Consider the following 14,738-nt stretch of genomic DNA (forward strand, 5'->3'; position numbering starts at 1 on the left):
ACGGGTCTGTCGGCGTGCCGAGCGCCACGGGATTAGCGTGGACGGATGGCCAACCGTCTCGCAACGTCCGCCAGCCCCTACCTGCGTCAACACGCCGACAATCCGGTGCACTGGTGGGAGTGGACGCCCGAGGCCCTGGCCGAAGCGGTCGAACGCGACGTGCCGATCCTGCTGTCGGTCGGCTACGCGGCCTGCCACTGGTGTCACGTGATGGCGCACGGCTCGTTCGAGGACGCAGAAGTCGCGGCGGCCATGAACGCGGGCTTCGTGTGCATCAAGGTCGACCGGGAGGAGCGCCCGGATATCGACGCGATCTACATGACCGCCACCCAGGCGCTCACCGGGCGCGGCGGCTGGCCGATGACCTGCTTCCTGACCCCCGATGGCCGGCCGTTCTACTGCGGCACGTACTACCCCAAAGACGCGTTCTTGAACCTGCTTTCGGCGATCACCGCCACCTGGAACGAGCGCCGCGACGAAGTCGAGGAGGCTTCGGACAACATCGCCACCGAGTTGCGCTCGATGGCCGCCGGACTGCCGGGGGACGGGCCGCCGGTCGATGCGATGCTGTGCGACGCTGCCGTGGCCGCGGTGCTGCGCGACGAGGACATCACCCACGGGGGGTTCGGCGGCGCACCGAAGTTCCCGCCGTCGGCGCTGCTGGAAACCCTGCTGCGTCATTACGAACGGACGGCGACCCGCCCGGCACTGCAGGCAGTGGAACGCGCCGGTGCGGCGATGGCCCGCGGCGGGATCTACGACCAGCTGGCCGGCGGCTTCGCCCGCTACAGCGTCGACAATGCCTGGGTGGTACCGCATTTCGAGAAGATGCTCTACGACAATGCACTGCTGCTGCGGGCCTATGCGCATTGGGCCCGACGCACCGGCGACCCGCTCGCCACGCGGGTGACCGCCCAGACGGCCCGCTTCCTACTCGACGAGCTGTCCGACAGTGGGATGTTCATCTCGTCGCTGGACGCCGACGCCGACGGCCAAGAGGGCTTGACCTATGTGTGGACACCCGATCAGCTGACCGCGGTTCTGGGTGCCGACGACGGGGCGTGGGCCGCAGACGTTTTCGTGGTCACGGCGAGCGGCACCTTTGAATCCGGCGGTTCAGCGAGGCTCGACGGAGGAGAGGGGAAGCTGGGACCGCCGCATGGGCACGGCACGTCGGTGCTGCAGCTTCCGGTCGATCCCGACGATCCAGCGCGGCTCGAGCGGGTGCGCCAGCAGCTGCTGGCCGCTCGGCGGTCCCGGCCCCAGCCCGGGCGCGACGACAAGGTGGTCACCGCCTGGAACGGTATGGCGATCACGGCGTTGGCCGAAGCGGCTGTGGCGCTGGGAGATCCGGGCCTGACCGCCGCGGCGCAGGAGTGTGCCGACAAGCTGCTTGAGCTGCACCTGGTGGACGGCCGGCTGCGACGGGCCAGCCTGGGCCGTCGGGTGGGCGGCAGCGCCGCGATCCTGGAGGACTACGGCGCGCTGGCCACCGGACTGCTCAGCCTGCACCAGCTCAGCGGTCAGCAGCGGCTACTCGACGCCGCCGCCGGCCTGCTGGACACCGCGCTGGTCCATTTCGCCGATCCGGAGTCACCCGGGCGCTGGTTCGACAGCGCCGACGACGCTGAGACGCTGGTGCTGCGCCCCAGCGACCCGATGGACGGTGCCACCCCGTCGGGCGCGGCGTTGATCACCGAGGCGCTGCTGACCGCGGCCCACCTGGTCTCCGCGGACCGTAGCGAGCGGTATCGCCAGGCCGCCACCGATGCGCTGGCGGCGCATGCCGCGCTGCTGGAGCGCGTACCCCGCGCGGTCGGGCACTGGCTCGGCATCGCCGAGGCCTACGTGCGGGGTCCGCTGCAGATCGCGGTGGCCTGCGACGGCCCGGACTCCGCGCTGCTGGCACAGGCGCGCCGGCTGGCGCCCGGGGGGACGATAGTGGTCGGCGGGACGGCCGACTCATCGGAGCTGCTGATTGGGCGAAACCGGGTCAACGGCGCCGACGCCGCCTACGTCTGTCGGGGCCCGGTGTGTGACTTGCCGGTGGGCAGCGCGGCGCAGTTGGCCTCCGCACTTGGCGTTGCCCTTGGGGTGCCCGCAAATCCGGCATCCGTGTAACGTGCGGCACATGACGAGCGCACCCGAGCGGGCACAGGCCATCACCGAGACCGTCCACCGCTACATCGAGCTGGTCGGCGGCGGCGACGCCGATGCGCTGGTCGAGCTCTACGCCTCCGACGCCACCCTGGAGGACCCGGTCGGCGGCGAGGTGCACATCGGCCACCAGGCCATTCGCAACTTCTACTCGGCCATCACCGGGCTGGACCGCAAGTCCGAGCTGGTGACGCTGCGGGTCGCCGGCAACGAGGCGGCGTTCCACTTCGCGCTGACCATCACCAACGGTGATCATCGGATGCGCATCGAGCCGATCGACGTGATGGTGTTCGACGGCGACGGCAAGATCGCCGGGATGAAGGCCTACTGGTCGGCGGAGAACATCACCCAGCTGTAGCCGCGCGGCTACGAGAGCACCGCGAACCAGATCGCGATGTACTGGCAGATCGCGGCCACAGCGGTGCACGCGTGGAAGAACTCGTGGTAACCGAACGTCTCGGGCCACGGGTCCGGCCACTTCAGCGCGTACATGATCGCGCCGATGCTGTAGAGCATGCCACCGACGGCCAGCAGCACCATCGCTGCGACACCGGCGTTGTGCATGATCGTCGCGATGAAAAACGCTGACACCCAGCCCAGCAGCAGGTAGAGCGGTACCCCGACCCACTTCGGGGCGGTCGGCCAGCACAGCTTGAGCACCACGCCGGCCAGCGCACCTCCCCACACGATCGCCATCACCAGCCGTTCCTGGGCGCCGTGGTCCATGGCCAGCAGGGCGAACGGGGTGTAAGTGCCGGCGATGAAGATGAAGATCATCGCGTGGTCGAGCCGCTTCATGCGGATCCGGGCGGCGACAGACTTCCAGGTGATCCGGTGATAGGTCGCGCTGACCGCGAACATGCCCACCACGGAGATGGAGTAGGCCAAGGTGGCCAGGCCGGCCTCGAGCCCGGCCAGCGACCAGGCCACCGCGGTCAGGGTGATCCCGGCGATGACGGCAACGATGGCCGACACGAGGTGAATCCACCCGCGTGCCCGCGGTTTGGTGTGTGGCGCGGTGAGGTCCGCCGGCAGCTCGTTCGGATTCGGCTCGGCGATGGTGTCGGTGTGGGTGCTCATGGGCCTTCCTGAACTCCACGCGGATCCCGGACTGATTCCCGTCATTGCTTTCAGATCACAGTAGTCTGGGTTTTTGTGGCAATCATCCCGGCGCGCTTGAAAGAGCCGCTGTACCGGATCTACGAACTGCGCCTCCGGCAGGGCTTGGCGGCGTCGCGGTCGACGCTGCCCCGCCACATCGCCGTGCTCTGCGACGGTAACCGGCGGTGGGCGCGCGATGCCGGCTACGACGACGTCAGCTACGGCTACCGGATGGGTGCGGCCAAGATCGCCGAGATGCTGCGCTGGTGCGCCGACGCGGGCATCGAGATGGCCACCGTCTACCTGCTGTCCACCGAGAACCTGCAGCGCGACCCGGCCGAACTGGCCGCGCTGATCGAGATCATCACCGACGTGGTGGAGGAGATCTGCGCGCCCGCGAATCGGTGGAGCGTGCGCACCGTCGGGGACCTGGCGCTGCTGGGCGAAGAACCGGCTCGTCGCCTGCGTGAGGCCGTAGAGAGCACAGTAAGTACCGCTGATCGCGGACGCTGCAACCTGCACGTCAACGTCGCGGTCGGCTACGGCGGCCGCCAAGAGATCGTCGACGCCGTGCGTGGCCTGCTCGGTAAGCAGCTGGCCAACGGCGCCACGGCCGAGGAACTGGTCGACGCGGTGACCGTCGAGGGCATCTCGGAAAACCTCTACACCTCGGGTCAGCCCGACCCGGACCTGGTGATCCGCACGTCCGGGGAGCAGCGGTTGTCGGGCTTCCTGCTGTGGCAGAGCGCCTACTCGGAGATGTGGTTCACCGAGGCGCACTGGCCGGCGTTTCGCCGGGTCGACTTCCTGCGAGCGCTGCGCGACTACAGCGTGCGGCACCGGAGATTCGGGCGGTAGCGAGCCGTGGTGATGTTGTCGGCGCTGGTCTTCACCCTGAGTTGGTGGCTCGGGATGTACCTGTTGGCGCGCGACCCGCGCAAACCGGTGCTGGTGCTGGCCGCGGTGGGGTTGTGCGGTTTCGCCGCCGTGGTGGCCGCCGACGCGGTCCGCGAGGTGTGGCATCCGGTGCTGCTCGGGCGGGTGGAGATCTACCTGGCGGTGCTGCCCGGGGTGGCCTGGTTCGCGGTGCTGCTGGAGCTGGCCAGGCCGTGTGACCGGTGGACCGGCCGGGCGCGCGACGCGACATTCATCGGCGCGGTCGGGGCCGCCGCGCTGGTCGGAGCGACCTGGGCCGGCAGCGTGGAAGGCCCGCCGCGGGCCGGGCACTGGCTGCTGTTCGCGGTGATCTCGGTGTCGACGTTGGCGGCGATGGTCAAGGCGCTGATCCGGCCCGCGCAGCCTGGTTCGGTGCTCGGTGTAGCCGCCGTCGCGACGCTGTTCTTCGCCCTGGCCAACGCGATCCTGATCATCCCGCTGGGCGTGGTGCCCAGCGGGATAGCGCTGGCCAGCACCGGCGTCGACGTCCTGCTATTGGGCCTGGCGGTGGCGCTGTGGGATGCCTTCGACGAGGGGCAGGCGCTGCGCTTGGACATGCTGCGGTCGTTTCTTGCCTGCGTCGCGATGGCGGCGCTGCTGGGTGGGCAGGTGTTGATCGGGCTGTGGTTGACCCGAACCGAACCGGTGGCGCAGACCGCGTTGACGGTGCTGCTGTTCACCACGATCGCGGTCGGGATCGAGGTCCAGGTGTTCGTCGACCGGCTGGCCGGACTCTGGGACCGGCTGGCGTTCTGGCGGTCCCCGGCGTTGCGCGCCGACCGCGCCGTGTTGCGCGGCACCGAGGCGGCGCTGGCCCTGCGCTCGACCGGCCCGCTCGACGACCTCGACGAGGAGACCTTCGTCCGGCTGACCCGCCGGGCGCTGGGGCACTACGGGGATCTGTCGAAGCTTGTCGCCAGCCCCCTGACCGCGTTGCCGGTCATCGACGAGCGGTTGGCCGCCCGCGGTGCGCCCGATGCACCGCTGGAACGCGCCAACGAACTCAAGGCCGTGCTGGCCGACCGGATCGCCGCGCTCAAGCCACGTGACGGCGGCGAGTTCGGCACCACCGAACAGTGGCGTCACTACAACGCCCTGTATTTCCCCTACGTCGTCGGAGTGCGTGCCTACGCGCAGAACGCCACCGCGGCCGGACTGGACCCCACCGCCCGGCAGGCCTGGCAGTGGCTGGTCACCGAGGTGCCGCAGCGTTCGCTGCACAACTGGCAGAACGCCGGGGCCCGGGTGATCGCCGCCGACCTACGGGGCCGGATGACGGTGTCGACGGCTCTCTGACCTGCGCGTGGCAGTGCTTGGCAGTGCCACGGGTCGATGTGGCAGCGGTTGCGCCGCAAGGTCGAGGGTGTCCGCACCACCCTCGAAGGGAGTTTCCTCATGACCGCCATCACCACCCCGGTCCTGTCCGACTCGACCGACTCACTGCTGCGCTTCGCGCTGCGCGCCGACGCCGTCATCGTTGGAACCGTCGGCCTGGCCGGCGCGCTCGCCGCCCGCCCGATGGCGGCACTGGAAGGCCTCACCGCGGCCCACGAATACGCCGTGGCCGCCTTCTGCATTCTCTATGGCGTCGTGGTCTACTTCCTGTCCGCGCTGCCGGACCTGCGCCGCGCGGGTGTCGGTGTGATCGCCGCCAATGTGGCGTGCACCGTGGCCGCCGTAGCGGTGGTCGAGGCAGGCGTACTGCCGCTGACCGGAATCGGAGTGGTGGCCATGCTGGCGAGCGCGGTCTACACCGCGTTCTTCGCACTGATGCAGTACCGGGGGCTGCGTCGCCTCGGCTGAGATGCAGCCCACTCAACGTGTCGCCGCGGCCGCCACCGTCTACAGTTCTCTCCCATGAAGTGGCGGCTGGCGGCGATGACGCTGATCCCCGGAACCCTGATCTACGCCGCCGCGCCGGCGCAGGCCGACGAGAAGACCTACCTCAGTTACCTTGAGTCGCACGGCTTCAAATACCAGAACAGTCCCGGGCTGACCACTCCGTCCGGGGCGGTGCAGTTCGGCAAGATCATCTGCGAGAACCTGCGGAAGGGCCGCCCGGCCAAGGACCGGTTCGGCACGAAGGTCGCCGACGGCGTCACCAAGGTCATGATCGACGGGGCGCAACGCGAAATGTGCCCGGACACCTTGGCGGCCGCTGCCAACCCCACGCCGACGCCGGCGGTGCCGCCGCCGGGTGCCGGCGAACCGCCGTCACCGGGGCCTGAGGTTCCGCCGCCGGCCGACCCGGCACCGCCGCCCGGCTTCCCGCCGCCCCCAGGTTTCCCCCCGCCGCCGGGTTTCCCCCCGCCGCCGGACTTCCCGCCACCTCCCGGTTTCCCGCCGCCGCCCGAGCCTGCACCTGCACCCGCAGGGGAGCTGCCCCCGCCGCCGCCGGAGCCGGCGCCGCCGCCGGGACAGCCGCAGCCGGGCACCGCGACGCAGCCCTAACGGTCGCCGCGCAGATGGCGGCGACCCGCAGCGCCCGGCTCCGCCGCGCTTGCGATCGCCGCGCGCTAGAGCTTGCGCAGTCGCAGCCTGTTGATGGAGTGATCGGCGTCCTTGCGCAGCACCAGCGTCGCTCGTGGCCGGGTGGGCAGGATGTTCTCGATCAGGTTGGGCCGGTTGATCGAGCGCCAGATGTCGCGCGCCGCGGCCACTGCCTGCTGATCATTGAGTGCTGCGTAGTGGTGGAAGTGCGACTCGGGATTGGCGAACGAGGTGGAGCGCATCGCCAGGAAGCGTGAGACGTACCAGTGCTCGATGTCTTCCACCCGGGCGTCGACGTACAGCGAGAAGTCGAACAGGTCGGAGATCATCAGCGTCGGGCCGGTCTGCAGAACGTTGAGGCCCTCAAGGATCAAGATGTCGGGGTGGCGGACCACCTGCTTGGCGCTGGGAACGATGTCGTAGCTCATGTGTGAATACACCGGTGCACATACGTAGTCCGCACCGGACTTCACCGAGGTGACGAACCGCATCAACGCGCGGCGGTTGTAGCTTTCCGGGAACCCTTTGCGGTGCATCAGGTTGCGGCGCTGCAATTCGTGATTGGGGTACAGGAAGCCGTCCGTGGTGACCAGGTCCACCCGCGGGTGGTGGTCCCAGCGGGCCAGCAAGGCCTGCAGTACACGGGCCGTCGTCGACTTGCCGACCGCCACGCTGCCTGCCACGCCGATGACGAACGGCACCGGCCGGTCGAGGCTCTGATTGTTCTCGCCGAGGAACTCCGCGGTGGCGGCAAACAGCTGCTGACGAGCGGCCACCTGCAGATGCAACAGACGCGCCAGCGGCAGATAGACCTCTTCGACCTCCAACAGGTCGACCTGCTCGCCGAGGCCGCGCAGTGCGACGACTTCTGCTTCGGTGAGTGGCATCGGCGTCGACATACGCAGTGTCCGCCATTGACGTCGGTCGAACTCCACGTAGGGAGTCGGCTCGCTCAGCCGCCGCATGACCATACAGTCTTGCAGTAGCCGCGACCGTTAACCTGATCGGGTATGGAGCCCGCCGCCTTGATCCGTGAATACCTGTTGCTCGGTCTGCGCTTTGACCGCATCGAGCAGGGTTACGTCGACGCTTTCACCGGCGACCCCGAGCTGCAGCGACTGGTCGCCAACGAGCCGATGCCCAACCCGTCCGACCTGGCCCGTCAGGCCGAGAAGCTGGTCGCTGCGCTGCCGGGCGGCCTCGATCCGGCCCGCGCTGAGTACCTGCGGGTGCACCTGCGGGCGCTGGCGTGCGCCGGGCGCAAGTTCGCCGGGGAGCAGGTCGGCTTCGTCGAGGAGGTCCGCGACTACTTCGACGTCGACATCGTCAAGGGCGACACCGACCGCTATCGCCAAGCGCACGCCCGGCTGGACGAAGCACTGGGTGGCACGGGCCCGCTGGCCGAGCGGATGGCCGCGCACCGGAAGGCCGAGGAGATTCCGCCGGAGCGACTCGAAGCCGCCATCCACGCGTTCTCCTCGGCGCTGCGCGACCGGGTGCGGGTGCACTTCCCGCTGCCGGAGACCGAAACCATCACCTACGAAGTGGTCACCGACAAGCCGTGGTCGGGGTTCAACTACTACCGCGGCGACTACCGCTCCACGGTGGCGGTCAACGCTGACCTCAAACAGCTGATGTCGAACCTGCCGCGGCTGGTGGCCCACGAGTCCTACCCGGGTCATCACACCGAGCACTGCCGCAAGGAAGCCGGGCTGGTCGAAAAGCTCGGCCAGGCCGAGCAGACCATCTTCCTGGTCAACACCCCGCAATGCCTGATGGCCGAGGGCCTGGCCGATCTGGCGCTGTATGCGGCGGTCGGGCCGGGCTGGGGTGCCTGGGCCGCGGAGATCTACGCCGACCTGGGCCTGCAGTTCGACGGGGCCCGGGCCGAAGCGGTGTCCGAGGCCGCCGCGGCGCTGGCCGACGTGCGGCAGGACGCGGCGCTGATGCTGCACGACGAACATCGCGACGCCGACGAGGTGGCCGACTACCTGCGCCGCTGGCTGCTGGTCACCGATGACCGGGCCCGCCAGAGCATGCGGTTCTTATCCTCGCCGCTGTGGCGGGCCTACACCTCGACCTACGTGGAGGGCTACCGGCTGCTGCGCGGCTGGCTGGACGCCGCGCCGCCCGGGGTGAGTCTCACCGAGCGGTTCGGTCGGCTGCTCGACGAACCGTTGACCCCGTCGACGCTGCGGGCCGACTGAGGCCCCGGGGGGCTGGGCCGGCGGCGTGAGTGTGTGGATTTACACACCGGACCTCGTGATTTGCGGATAAATCCGCACAGTCGGCGCAGGGGGAGCGATCGCTGGCCTGCGGCAATCGGGTGAAGGTCCGCGTGCCAAACTGGAGGGCGTGACTGCCGCACCGAACACCCGCCCCGCGTCCACCATGTCGACCCCGCTGGCCGAACTCGACCCCGACATCGCCGAGCTGCTCGGCAAGGAACTGGGCCGTCAGCGCGACACGCTGGAGATGATCGCCTCGGAGAACTTCGTCCCGCGGGCGGTGCTGCAGGCACAGGGCAGTGTGTTGACCAACAAGTACGCCGAGGGCCTGCCGGGCCGGCGCTACTACGGCGGGTGCGAGCACGTCGACGTGGTGGAGAACATCGCCCGCGACCGTGCCAAGGAACTGTTCGGCGCTGACTTCGCCAACGTCCAGCCGCATTCGGGTGCGCAGGCCAACGCCGCGGTGCTGCAGGCACTCATGGAGCCCGGCGACCGCCTGCTGGGCCTGGACCTGGCCAACGGGGGACACCTGACCCACGGGATGCGGCTGAACTTCTCCGGCAAGCTCTACGAGAACGCCTTCTACGGCGTCGACCCTGTCACTCACCGCGTCGACATGGACGTGGTGCGCGCCCAGGCGCTGGAGTTCAAGCCGAAGGTGATCATCGCCGGCTGGTCGGCCTACCCGCGTGTCCTCGACTTCGCGGCGTTCCGGTCCATCGCCGACGAGGTCGGCGCGACGCTGTGGGTGGATATGGCGCACTTCGCCGGGCTGGTGGCCGCGGGGCTGCATCCGTCGCCGGTGCCGCACGCCCAGGTGGTGTCCACCACGGTGCACAAGACGCTCGGCGGCCCGCGGTCCGGTCTGATCGTCGGCCAGAAGGAATTCGCCAAGCAGATCAACTCGGCGGTCTTCCCGGGTCAGCAGGGCGGCCCGCTGATGCACGTCATCGCCGCCAAGGCCGTTGCGCTGAAGATCGCCGGCACCCCCGAATTCGCCGAGCGCCAGCAGCGGGTGCTCTCTGGCGCGAAGATCATCGCCGAGCGGCTGCTGGCCGCTGACGTGGCCAAGGCCGGCGTCTCGGTGGTCAGTGGCGGTACCGACGTGCACCTGGTGCTCGTCGACCTGCGGGACTCGCCGCTGGACGGCCAGATGGCCGAGGACCTGCTGCACGAGGTCGGCATCACCGTCAACCGCAACGCGGTCCCGAACGACCCGCGGCCGCCGATGGTCACTTCCGGGCTTCGGGTGGGCACCCCGGCGCTGGTCGCTCGTGGTTTCGGCGACGCCGAGTTCACCGAGGTCGCCGATGTCATCGCCACCGCGCTGGCGGACGGTTCGGCCGCTGACGTGCCGGCGCTGCGGGCCCGGGTTACCAAGCTGGCGCAGGACTTCCCGCTGTACGACGGCCTGGAGGACTGGAAGCTCGCCTAGGCCCGCCCGTTGTGGCACTGACACGCCGTACCCCGAGTTGACAGGATAGTGTGAATTCGGGTTACAGTTACTTTCATGGCTGAACGTCCCGTTGCTAATGCACTGATCCGCGAGCTGGAGCCGGTGGTCGACGCGAACTTGGTCCGACACATCGACACGGTGGACCCGTGGTACGCGCACGACTTCGTGCCGTTCGAGCAGGGCCAGAACTTCGCGTTTCTCGGCGGCCAGGACTGGGACCCGTCGCAGGTCACACTGCCCAAGCTGATCACCGACGCCTGCGAGATCCTGCTCGTGGAGAAGGACAGCCTGGCCGGCTACCACCGTGAACTGGTCGAGCACTTCATCCTCGAGGACAAGTGGGGCCGCTGGATCGGCCGGTGGACCGCCGAAGAGCACCTGCACGCCATCGCGCTGCGCGAGTACCTCATCGTGACCCGGGAGATCGACCCCGACGAGAACGAGCGTGTTCGCATGGAGCACGTGCAGAAGGGCTACCGCGCCGACCGCTACAGCCAGGTCGAGACGCTGGTGTTCATGGCCTTCTATGAGCGTGCCTGCGCCGAGTTCTGCCGCAACCTGGCCGACCAGATCGATGAGCCGGTGCTCAAGGGGCTGATCGGCCGGATCGCGGGCGACGAGGAGCGTCACGAGGAATTCTTCGCGAACCTGGTCGCGCACTGCCTGGACTTCGTGCACGACGAGACGGTGGCCGCGATCGCCGCCCGGGCCGCCGAGCTCAAGGTCGTCGGCGCCGACATCGACGCCTACGCCGACCGGCAGGCCGCGATCGCCGAGGCCGGCATCTTCGGGCCCGACCAGTTGCGCCGGGTGATCTCCGACCGAATCAGCGCTTGGGGCTTGGCCGCCAACCCCGATCTGAAGCCGCTCGTCATCGGCTGAAAACTCCGGCGCGCCTGCGCAGCGCCCACGCGCCGACGGGGGTACCGTCGCAATCGATGGCTAGCCACACGCTTCGCTGTCTCATCGGCACCACCGGTCGTGATTACGACAGGACCGGCCCCGGTTCTGTGCCGTGCCCCCCGTCGAAATGTTCGCGCGGGGTCGCGCGTGCCCTCACCGCTGGAGCGCTTAGTGCCTGAAATCCGGACGTACGTGCTCGACACCTCCGTACTGCTGTCGGACCCGTGGGCTTGCACCCGGTTCGCCGAACACGAGGTTGTCGTCCCGCTGGTGGTCATCAGTGAGTTGGAGGCCAAACGCCACCACCACGAGCTCGGCTGGTTCGCCCGCCAGGCGCTACGCATCTTCGACGACATGCGACTAGAGCATGGACGGCTCGACCAGCCCATTCCCGTTGGGACACAGGGCGGTACGTTGCACGTCGAGCTCAATCACAGCGACCCCGCGGTGCTGCCGACCGGGTTCCGCACCGACAGCAACGACTCCCGGATCCTGACCTGCGCGGCCAACCTGGCGGCCGAAGGACGCAGCGTCACGTTGGTCAGCAAGGACATTCCGCTGCGGGTCAAGGCCGCCGCGCTGGGTCTGGCTGCCGACGAGTACCACGCCCAGGACGTCATCGTCTCCGGCTGGACCGGGATGGACGAGGTCGAGGCGTCTGTCGAGGACGTCGACGCGCTGTTCGACGAGGGCGAGATCGATCTGGCCGCTGCACGGGATCTGCCGTGCCACACCGGAATCCGTTTGCTGGCGGGCAGTTCGCATGCCTTAGGCCGGGTCAACGCGGCCAAGCGGGTGCAGCTGGTCCGCGGCGACCGGGAGGCGTTCGGTCTGCGCGGGCGGTCCGCTGAGCAGCGGGTGGCGCTGGATCTGCTGCTCGACGAATCGGTGGGCATCGTCTCGCTGGGCGGCAAGGCCGGCACCGGCAAATCCGCGCTGGCGCTGTGTGCCGGCCTGGAGGCGGTCTTGGAAAGGCGCACTCAGCGCAAGGTGGTGGTGTTCCGCCCGCTCTACGCCGTCGGGGGCCAGGAACTCGGTTACCTGCCGGGCAGCGAGAACGAGAAGATGGGGCCCTGGGCTCAGGCGGTGTTCGACACCCTCGAGGGTCTGGCCAGCCCGGCAGTGCTCGAGGAGGTGCTGTCACGGGGCATGCTCGAGGTGCTGCCGCTGACGCATATCCGCGGGCGCTCGCTGCACGACTCGTTCGTGATCGTCGACGAAGCGCAATCGCTGGAGCGCAATGTGCTGCTGACCGTGCTGTCGCGGCTGGGCACCGGCTCGCGGGTGGTGCTCACCCATGACGTCGCGCAGCGGGACAACCTGCGGGTCGGTCGGCACGACGGCATCGCCGCGGTGATCGAGAAGCTCAAGGGGCACCCGCTGTTCGCGCACGTCACCCTGCTGCGCAGCGAACGTTCGCCGATCGCCGCCCTGGTCACCGAGATGCTCGAGGAGATCAGCGGACCCGACCTGAGCTGAGCCCCCGGTAGGCTGCCGGGGTGGCAAAACCCTGGCATGTCGGTGTTGTTGCGATGGCCGTTGCGGTGCTCGGCGCCTGCACCAGCCATGTCCACGAGGCGTCGGCCGAACCGGTGGACTGCGCCGTCGATAAGTGTGTGGCGCTGACCTTCGACGACGGCCCTTCGCCCTACACCGACCGGCTGTTGGGGATCCTGAACGACGCCGGCGCGCGTTCCACGTTCTTCCTGATCGGCAACAAGGTGGCGGCCGACCCGGCGGGCGCCAAGCGGATCGCCGACGCCGGCATGGAGATCGGCAGTCATACCTGGGAACACCCGAATATGACCGCGATCCCGGCAGCGGACGTGCCCGCGCAGTTCGCCAAGGCCACCGACGCGATCCGCTCCGCGACCGGCGTCACGCCGACGCTGTGGCGCCCGCCCGGCGGGCTCACCGATGCGGCGGTCAACGCGCGCGCGGCCGAGGCCGGACAGGCGGCGATCCTGTGGGATGTCATCCCGTTCGACTGGATCAACGACGCCGACACCAATGCCACCCGCTACATGCTGATGACCCAGATCAAGCCCGGCTCGGTGGTGCTGTTCCACGACACCTACTCATCCACGGTGGACCTGGTCTACCAGTTCCTGCCGGTGCTCAAAGCCAATGGCTACCACGTGGTTACGGTCAGCCAGCTGCTCGGTCCGCGCGCACCGGGCAGTGTGTATGGCAGCCGGGACAACGGACCGCCGGCTGGCGAGCTGCAGGACATCCCGCCCGCGGACATCCCGGGGCTGCCGGCCACGCCGTCGCCGCCGCCGATGCCGAACTTCCCGATCACCGACATTGCCGGGGCGAATTCCGGGGGACCCAACAACGGGGCTTGAGCCCTGGGGTGCTTGTTCGCGAGATTGCGCTCACGCAGGCGGCTACTCGAACTTCTCCTGCATAGTTGCGGTCTCGCGGCTTGGGGCGCGCTCTTGACACTTTGACACAAAAAACTATTCTTTGTGTCAAGCGAGCCGAGGAGGCCACAGATGACGGCAGTGATCAGTCATGTCACCAGCATCGACCCTGCCGCTCGGATTCGGCCTCAGGTGATGGCCCAGTTCCGCAGGCACTCCGGCAGCGTGTTGTCGGGCCTGTTCGGCGCCGCGGCGTTCGACGAGGTGGCCCTGGTGCCGGTGGCCGCCGCGGTGGACAAGACCGGGCGCTTCGAACGCAACTTCACCGACCGCGCCATCCGCAGCGGATTCTCTGCGCTGCTTGCCATCTGGGGAGATGCCGAGGACCGCGCGGCCGAAGGAGAGCGACTCAAGCGGATGCACCGCGACGTTCACGGACACGGCAAGGGGGACTTTGCCGATGTCCGCTACAGCGCGCTGAACCCGCGGCTGTGGAACTGGATTGCCGTCAGCGGCATGTTCGTAACCCTCAATTCGTTCACCCCCGTCACCGGCATCAAATGGAACGACGCCGAGCGGGAGGCGGCCTACCAGCAACTGGTCGAGGCGTTCAGCGCTCTTGAGCTGCCCGGCAAGGCCGGTAAGTTCCCCGCGACCTATGTCGAGGCCGCCGAGTACTACGACCAGATGGTGCAGACCGACCTGGCGGCCAACCCGTTCCTGGATCGGGTCACGGCCGGGCTGGGCAAGTTGCCGCTGCCGTCGGCCCTGCCGGCCCCGGTTCGGGCCGCGGCTGCTCCGCTGTGGTCGGTCGTCAGCGCGGGGGCCGGCCGCGTGGTCAAGATCTGTTCGTTCGGGATCATGCACCCCGGGGTTCGGGAGCTGACCGGATTCCGGTGGCAGCCGCACCACGACGTCGAGTTCAACTTCTACACCCAGCTGCTGCAGATGGCATGGCGGGTGTTGCCCGATCGCGTCGTGCTGGTGCCGCTGGCCTACAACCGGCTGCAGTACGAGAAGCTGGTGAAGATGCACCGCTCGGTCGCGCTGGATTCCTTTGCGCCGCCCGGCGGCTGCCCGATGGGATGACACACTGGT

At 68.8% G+C, this 14,738-nt stretch carries 14 protein-coding genes; 12 read left to right on the top strand and 2 right to left on the bottom strand.

The annotated features are described in order from the left end of the window. Positions 1–45 precede the first annotated feature (45 nt). Positions 46–2,121: a thioredoxin domain-containing protein gene (locus ACKY0W_RS05485; RefSeq protein ID WP_409436709.1), complete on the top strand. Its 2,076-nt coding sequence runs from the start codon at positions 46–48 to the stop codon at positions 2,119–2,121. 10 nt (positions 2,122–2,131) lie between these two features. Then, on the top strand, positions 2,132–2,515 hold the full coding sequence (locus ACKY0W_RS05490; RefSeq protein WP_046285480.1) for a nuclear transport factor 2 family protein: 384 nt from the start codon (positions 2,132–2,134) through the stop codon (positions 2,513–2,515). An 8-nt stretch (positions 2,516–2,523) separates the two neighbouring features. On the opposite strand, the gene trhA is transcribed toward ACKY0W_RS05490, so the two are convergent. Next, positions 2,524–3,237 carry a PAQR family membrane homeostasis protein TrhA gene (gene trhA / locus ACKY0W_RS05495; protein WP_409436710.1) on the bottom strand — a complete coding sequence of 238 codons (714 nt, stop codon included), beginning with the start codon at positions 3,235–3,237 and terminating at the stop codon, positions 2,524–2,526. Positions 3,238–3,312: 75 nt separating this feature from the next. Here trhA and ACKY0W_RS05500 point away from each other — a divergent pair, with 75 nt between their 5' ends. The 4 genes from ACKY0W_RS05500 (at position 3,313) to ACKY0W_RS05515 (ending at position 6,645) form a co-directional block, all read left to right on the top strand. After that, on the top strand, positions 3,313–4,116 hold the full coding sequence (locus ACKY0W_RS05500; RefSeq protein ID WP_409436711.1) for a (2Z,6E)-farnesyl diphosphate synthase: 804 nt from the start codon (positions 3,313–3,315) through the stop codon (positions 4,114–4,116). 6 nt (positions 4,117–4,122) lie between these two features. Continuing rightward, the gene (locus tag ACKY0W_RS05505) at positions 4,123–5,490 is read left to right on the top strand and encodes a hypothetical protein (protein ID WP_409436712.1); all 1,368 of its coding nucleotides are present in this window, start codon (positions 4,123–4,125) and stop codon (positions 5,488–5,490) included. Between the two features lie 99 nt (positions 5,491–5,589). Continuing rightward, complete coding sequence (locus ACKY0W_RS05510) at positions 5,590–5,997, top strand: hypothetical protein (protein WP_409436713.1); 408 nt, start codon at positions 5,590–5,592, stop codon at positions 5,995–5,997. Between the two features lie 54 nt (positions 5,998–6,051). Further along, on the top strand, positions 6,052–6,645 hold the full coding sequence (locus ACKY0W_RS05515) for a DUF732 domain-containing protein (protein WP_409436714.1): 594 nt from the start codon (positions 6,052–6,054) through the stop codon (positions 6,643–6,645). A 65-nt stretch (positions 6,646–6,710) separates the two neighbouring features. Here ACKY0W_RS05515 and coaA read toward each other — a convergent pair whose 3' ends face one another. Next, entirely contained in the window at positions 6,711–7,649 is a 939-nt protein-coding gene (gene coaA / locus ACKY0W_RS05520; protein WP_409436715.1) for a type I pantothenate kinase, read from the bottom strand. Between the two features lie 45 nt (positions 7,650–7,694). Here coaA and ACKY0W_RS05525 point away from each other — a divergent pair, with 45 nt between their 5' ends. The 6 genes from ACKY0W_RS05525 (at position 7,695) to ACKY0W_RS05550 (ending at position 14,729) form a co-directional block, all read left to right on the top strand. Further along, positions 7,695–8,891 carry a DUF885 domain-containing protein gene (locus ACKY0W_RS05525; RefSeq protein ID WP_409436716.1) on the top strand — a complete coding sequence of 399 codons (1,197 nt, stop codon included), beginning with the start codon at positions 7,695–7,697 and terminating at the stop codon, positions 8,889–8,891. A 184-nt stretch (positions 8,892–9,075) separates the two neighbouring features. Further along, positions 9,076–10,350 (top strand): serine hydroxymethyltransferase, encoded by a 1,275-nt coding sequence (glyA, locus tag ACKY0W_RS05530; protein WP_409437660.1) that lies wholly within the window; start codon positions 9,076–9,078, stop codon positions 10,348–10,350. Between the two features lie 75 nt (positions 10,351–10,425). Then, positions 10,426–11,253: an acyl-ACP desaturase gene (locus ACKY0W_RS05535; protein ID WP_409436717.1), complete on the top strand. Its 828-nt coding sequence runs from the start codon at positions 10,426–10,428 to the stop codon at positions 11,251–11,253. A gap of 192 nt (positions 11,254–11,445) precedes the next feature. After that, positions 11,446–12,753: a PhoH family protein gene (locus ACKY0W_RS05540; RefSeq protein ID WP_409436718.1), complete on the top strand. Its 1,308-nt coding sequence runs from the start codon at positions 11,446–11,448 to the stop codon at positions 12,751–12,753. A gap of 53 nt (positions 12,754–12,806) precedes the next feature. Continuing rightward, a complete protein-coding gene (locus ACKY0W_RS05545; RefSeq protein ID WP_409437661.1) occupies positions 12,807–13,622 on the top strand; it encodes a polysaccharide deacetylase family protein in 816 nt (271 codons plus the stop codon). A gap of 150 nt (positions 13,623–13,772) precedes the next feature. After that, a complete protein-coding gene (locus ACKY0W_RS05550; protein WP_409436719.1) occupies positions 13,773–14,729 on the top strand; it encodes an oxygenase MpaB family protein in 957 nt (318 codons plus the stop codon). Positions 14,730–14,738 lie beyond the last annotated feature (9 nt).

Source organism: Mycobacterium sp. SMC-14, assembly GCF_046250075.1.
Classification (GTDB): Bacteria; Actinomycetota; Actinomycetes; order Mycobacteriales; family Mycobacteriaceae; genus Mycobacterium.

Coding starts and splice junctions, on each gene's coding strand:
- ACKY0W_RS05510 (WP_409436713.1), top strand. CDS start 5,590: ATGACCGCCATCACCACCCCGGTCCTGTCCGACTCGACCGACTCACTG.
- ACKY0W_RS05550 (WP_409436719.1), top strand. CDS start 13,773: ATGACGGCAGTGATCAGTCATGTCACCAGCATCGACCCTGCCGCTCGG.
- ACKY0W_RS05485 (WP_409436709.1), top strand. CDS start 46: ATGGCCAACCGTCTCGCAACGTCCGCCAGCCCCTACCTGCGTCAACAC.
- ACKY0W_RS05535 (WP_409436717.1), top strand. CDS start 10,426: ATGGCTGAACGTCCCGTTGCTAATGCACTGATCCGCGAGCTGGAGCCG.
- coaA (WP_409436715.1), bottom strand. CDS start 7,649: ATGCGGCGGCTGAGCGAGCCGACTCCCTACGTGGAGTTCGACCGACGT.
- trhA (WP_409436710.1), bottom strand. CDS start 3,237: ATGAGCACCCACACCGACACCATCGCCGAGCCGAATCCGAACGAGCTG.
- ACKY0W_RS05515 (WP_409436714.1), top strand. CDS start 6,052: ATGAAGTGGCGGCTGGCGGCGATGACGCTGATCCCCGGAACCCTGATC.
- ACKY0W_RS05545 (WP_409437661.1), top strand. CDS start 12,807: ATGGCCGTTGCGGTGCTCGGCGCCTGCACCAGCCATGTCCACGAGGCG.
- ACKY0W_RS05490 (WP_046285480.1), top strand. CDS start 2,132: ATGACGAGCGCACCCGAGCGGGCACAGGCCATCACCGAGACCGTCCAC.
- ACKY0W_RS05525 (WP_409436716.1), top strand. CDS start 7,695: ATGGAGCCCGCCGCCTTGATCCGTGAATACCTGTTGCTCGGTCTGCGC.
- glyA (WP_409437660.1), top strand. CDS start 9,076: ATGTCGACCCCGCTGGCCGAACTCGACCCCGACATCGCCGAGCTGCTC.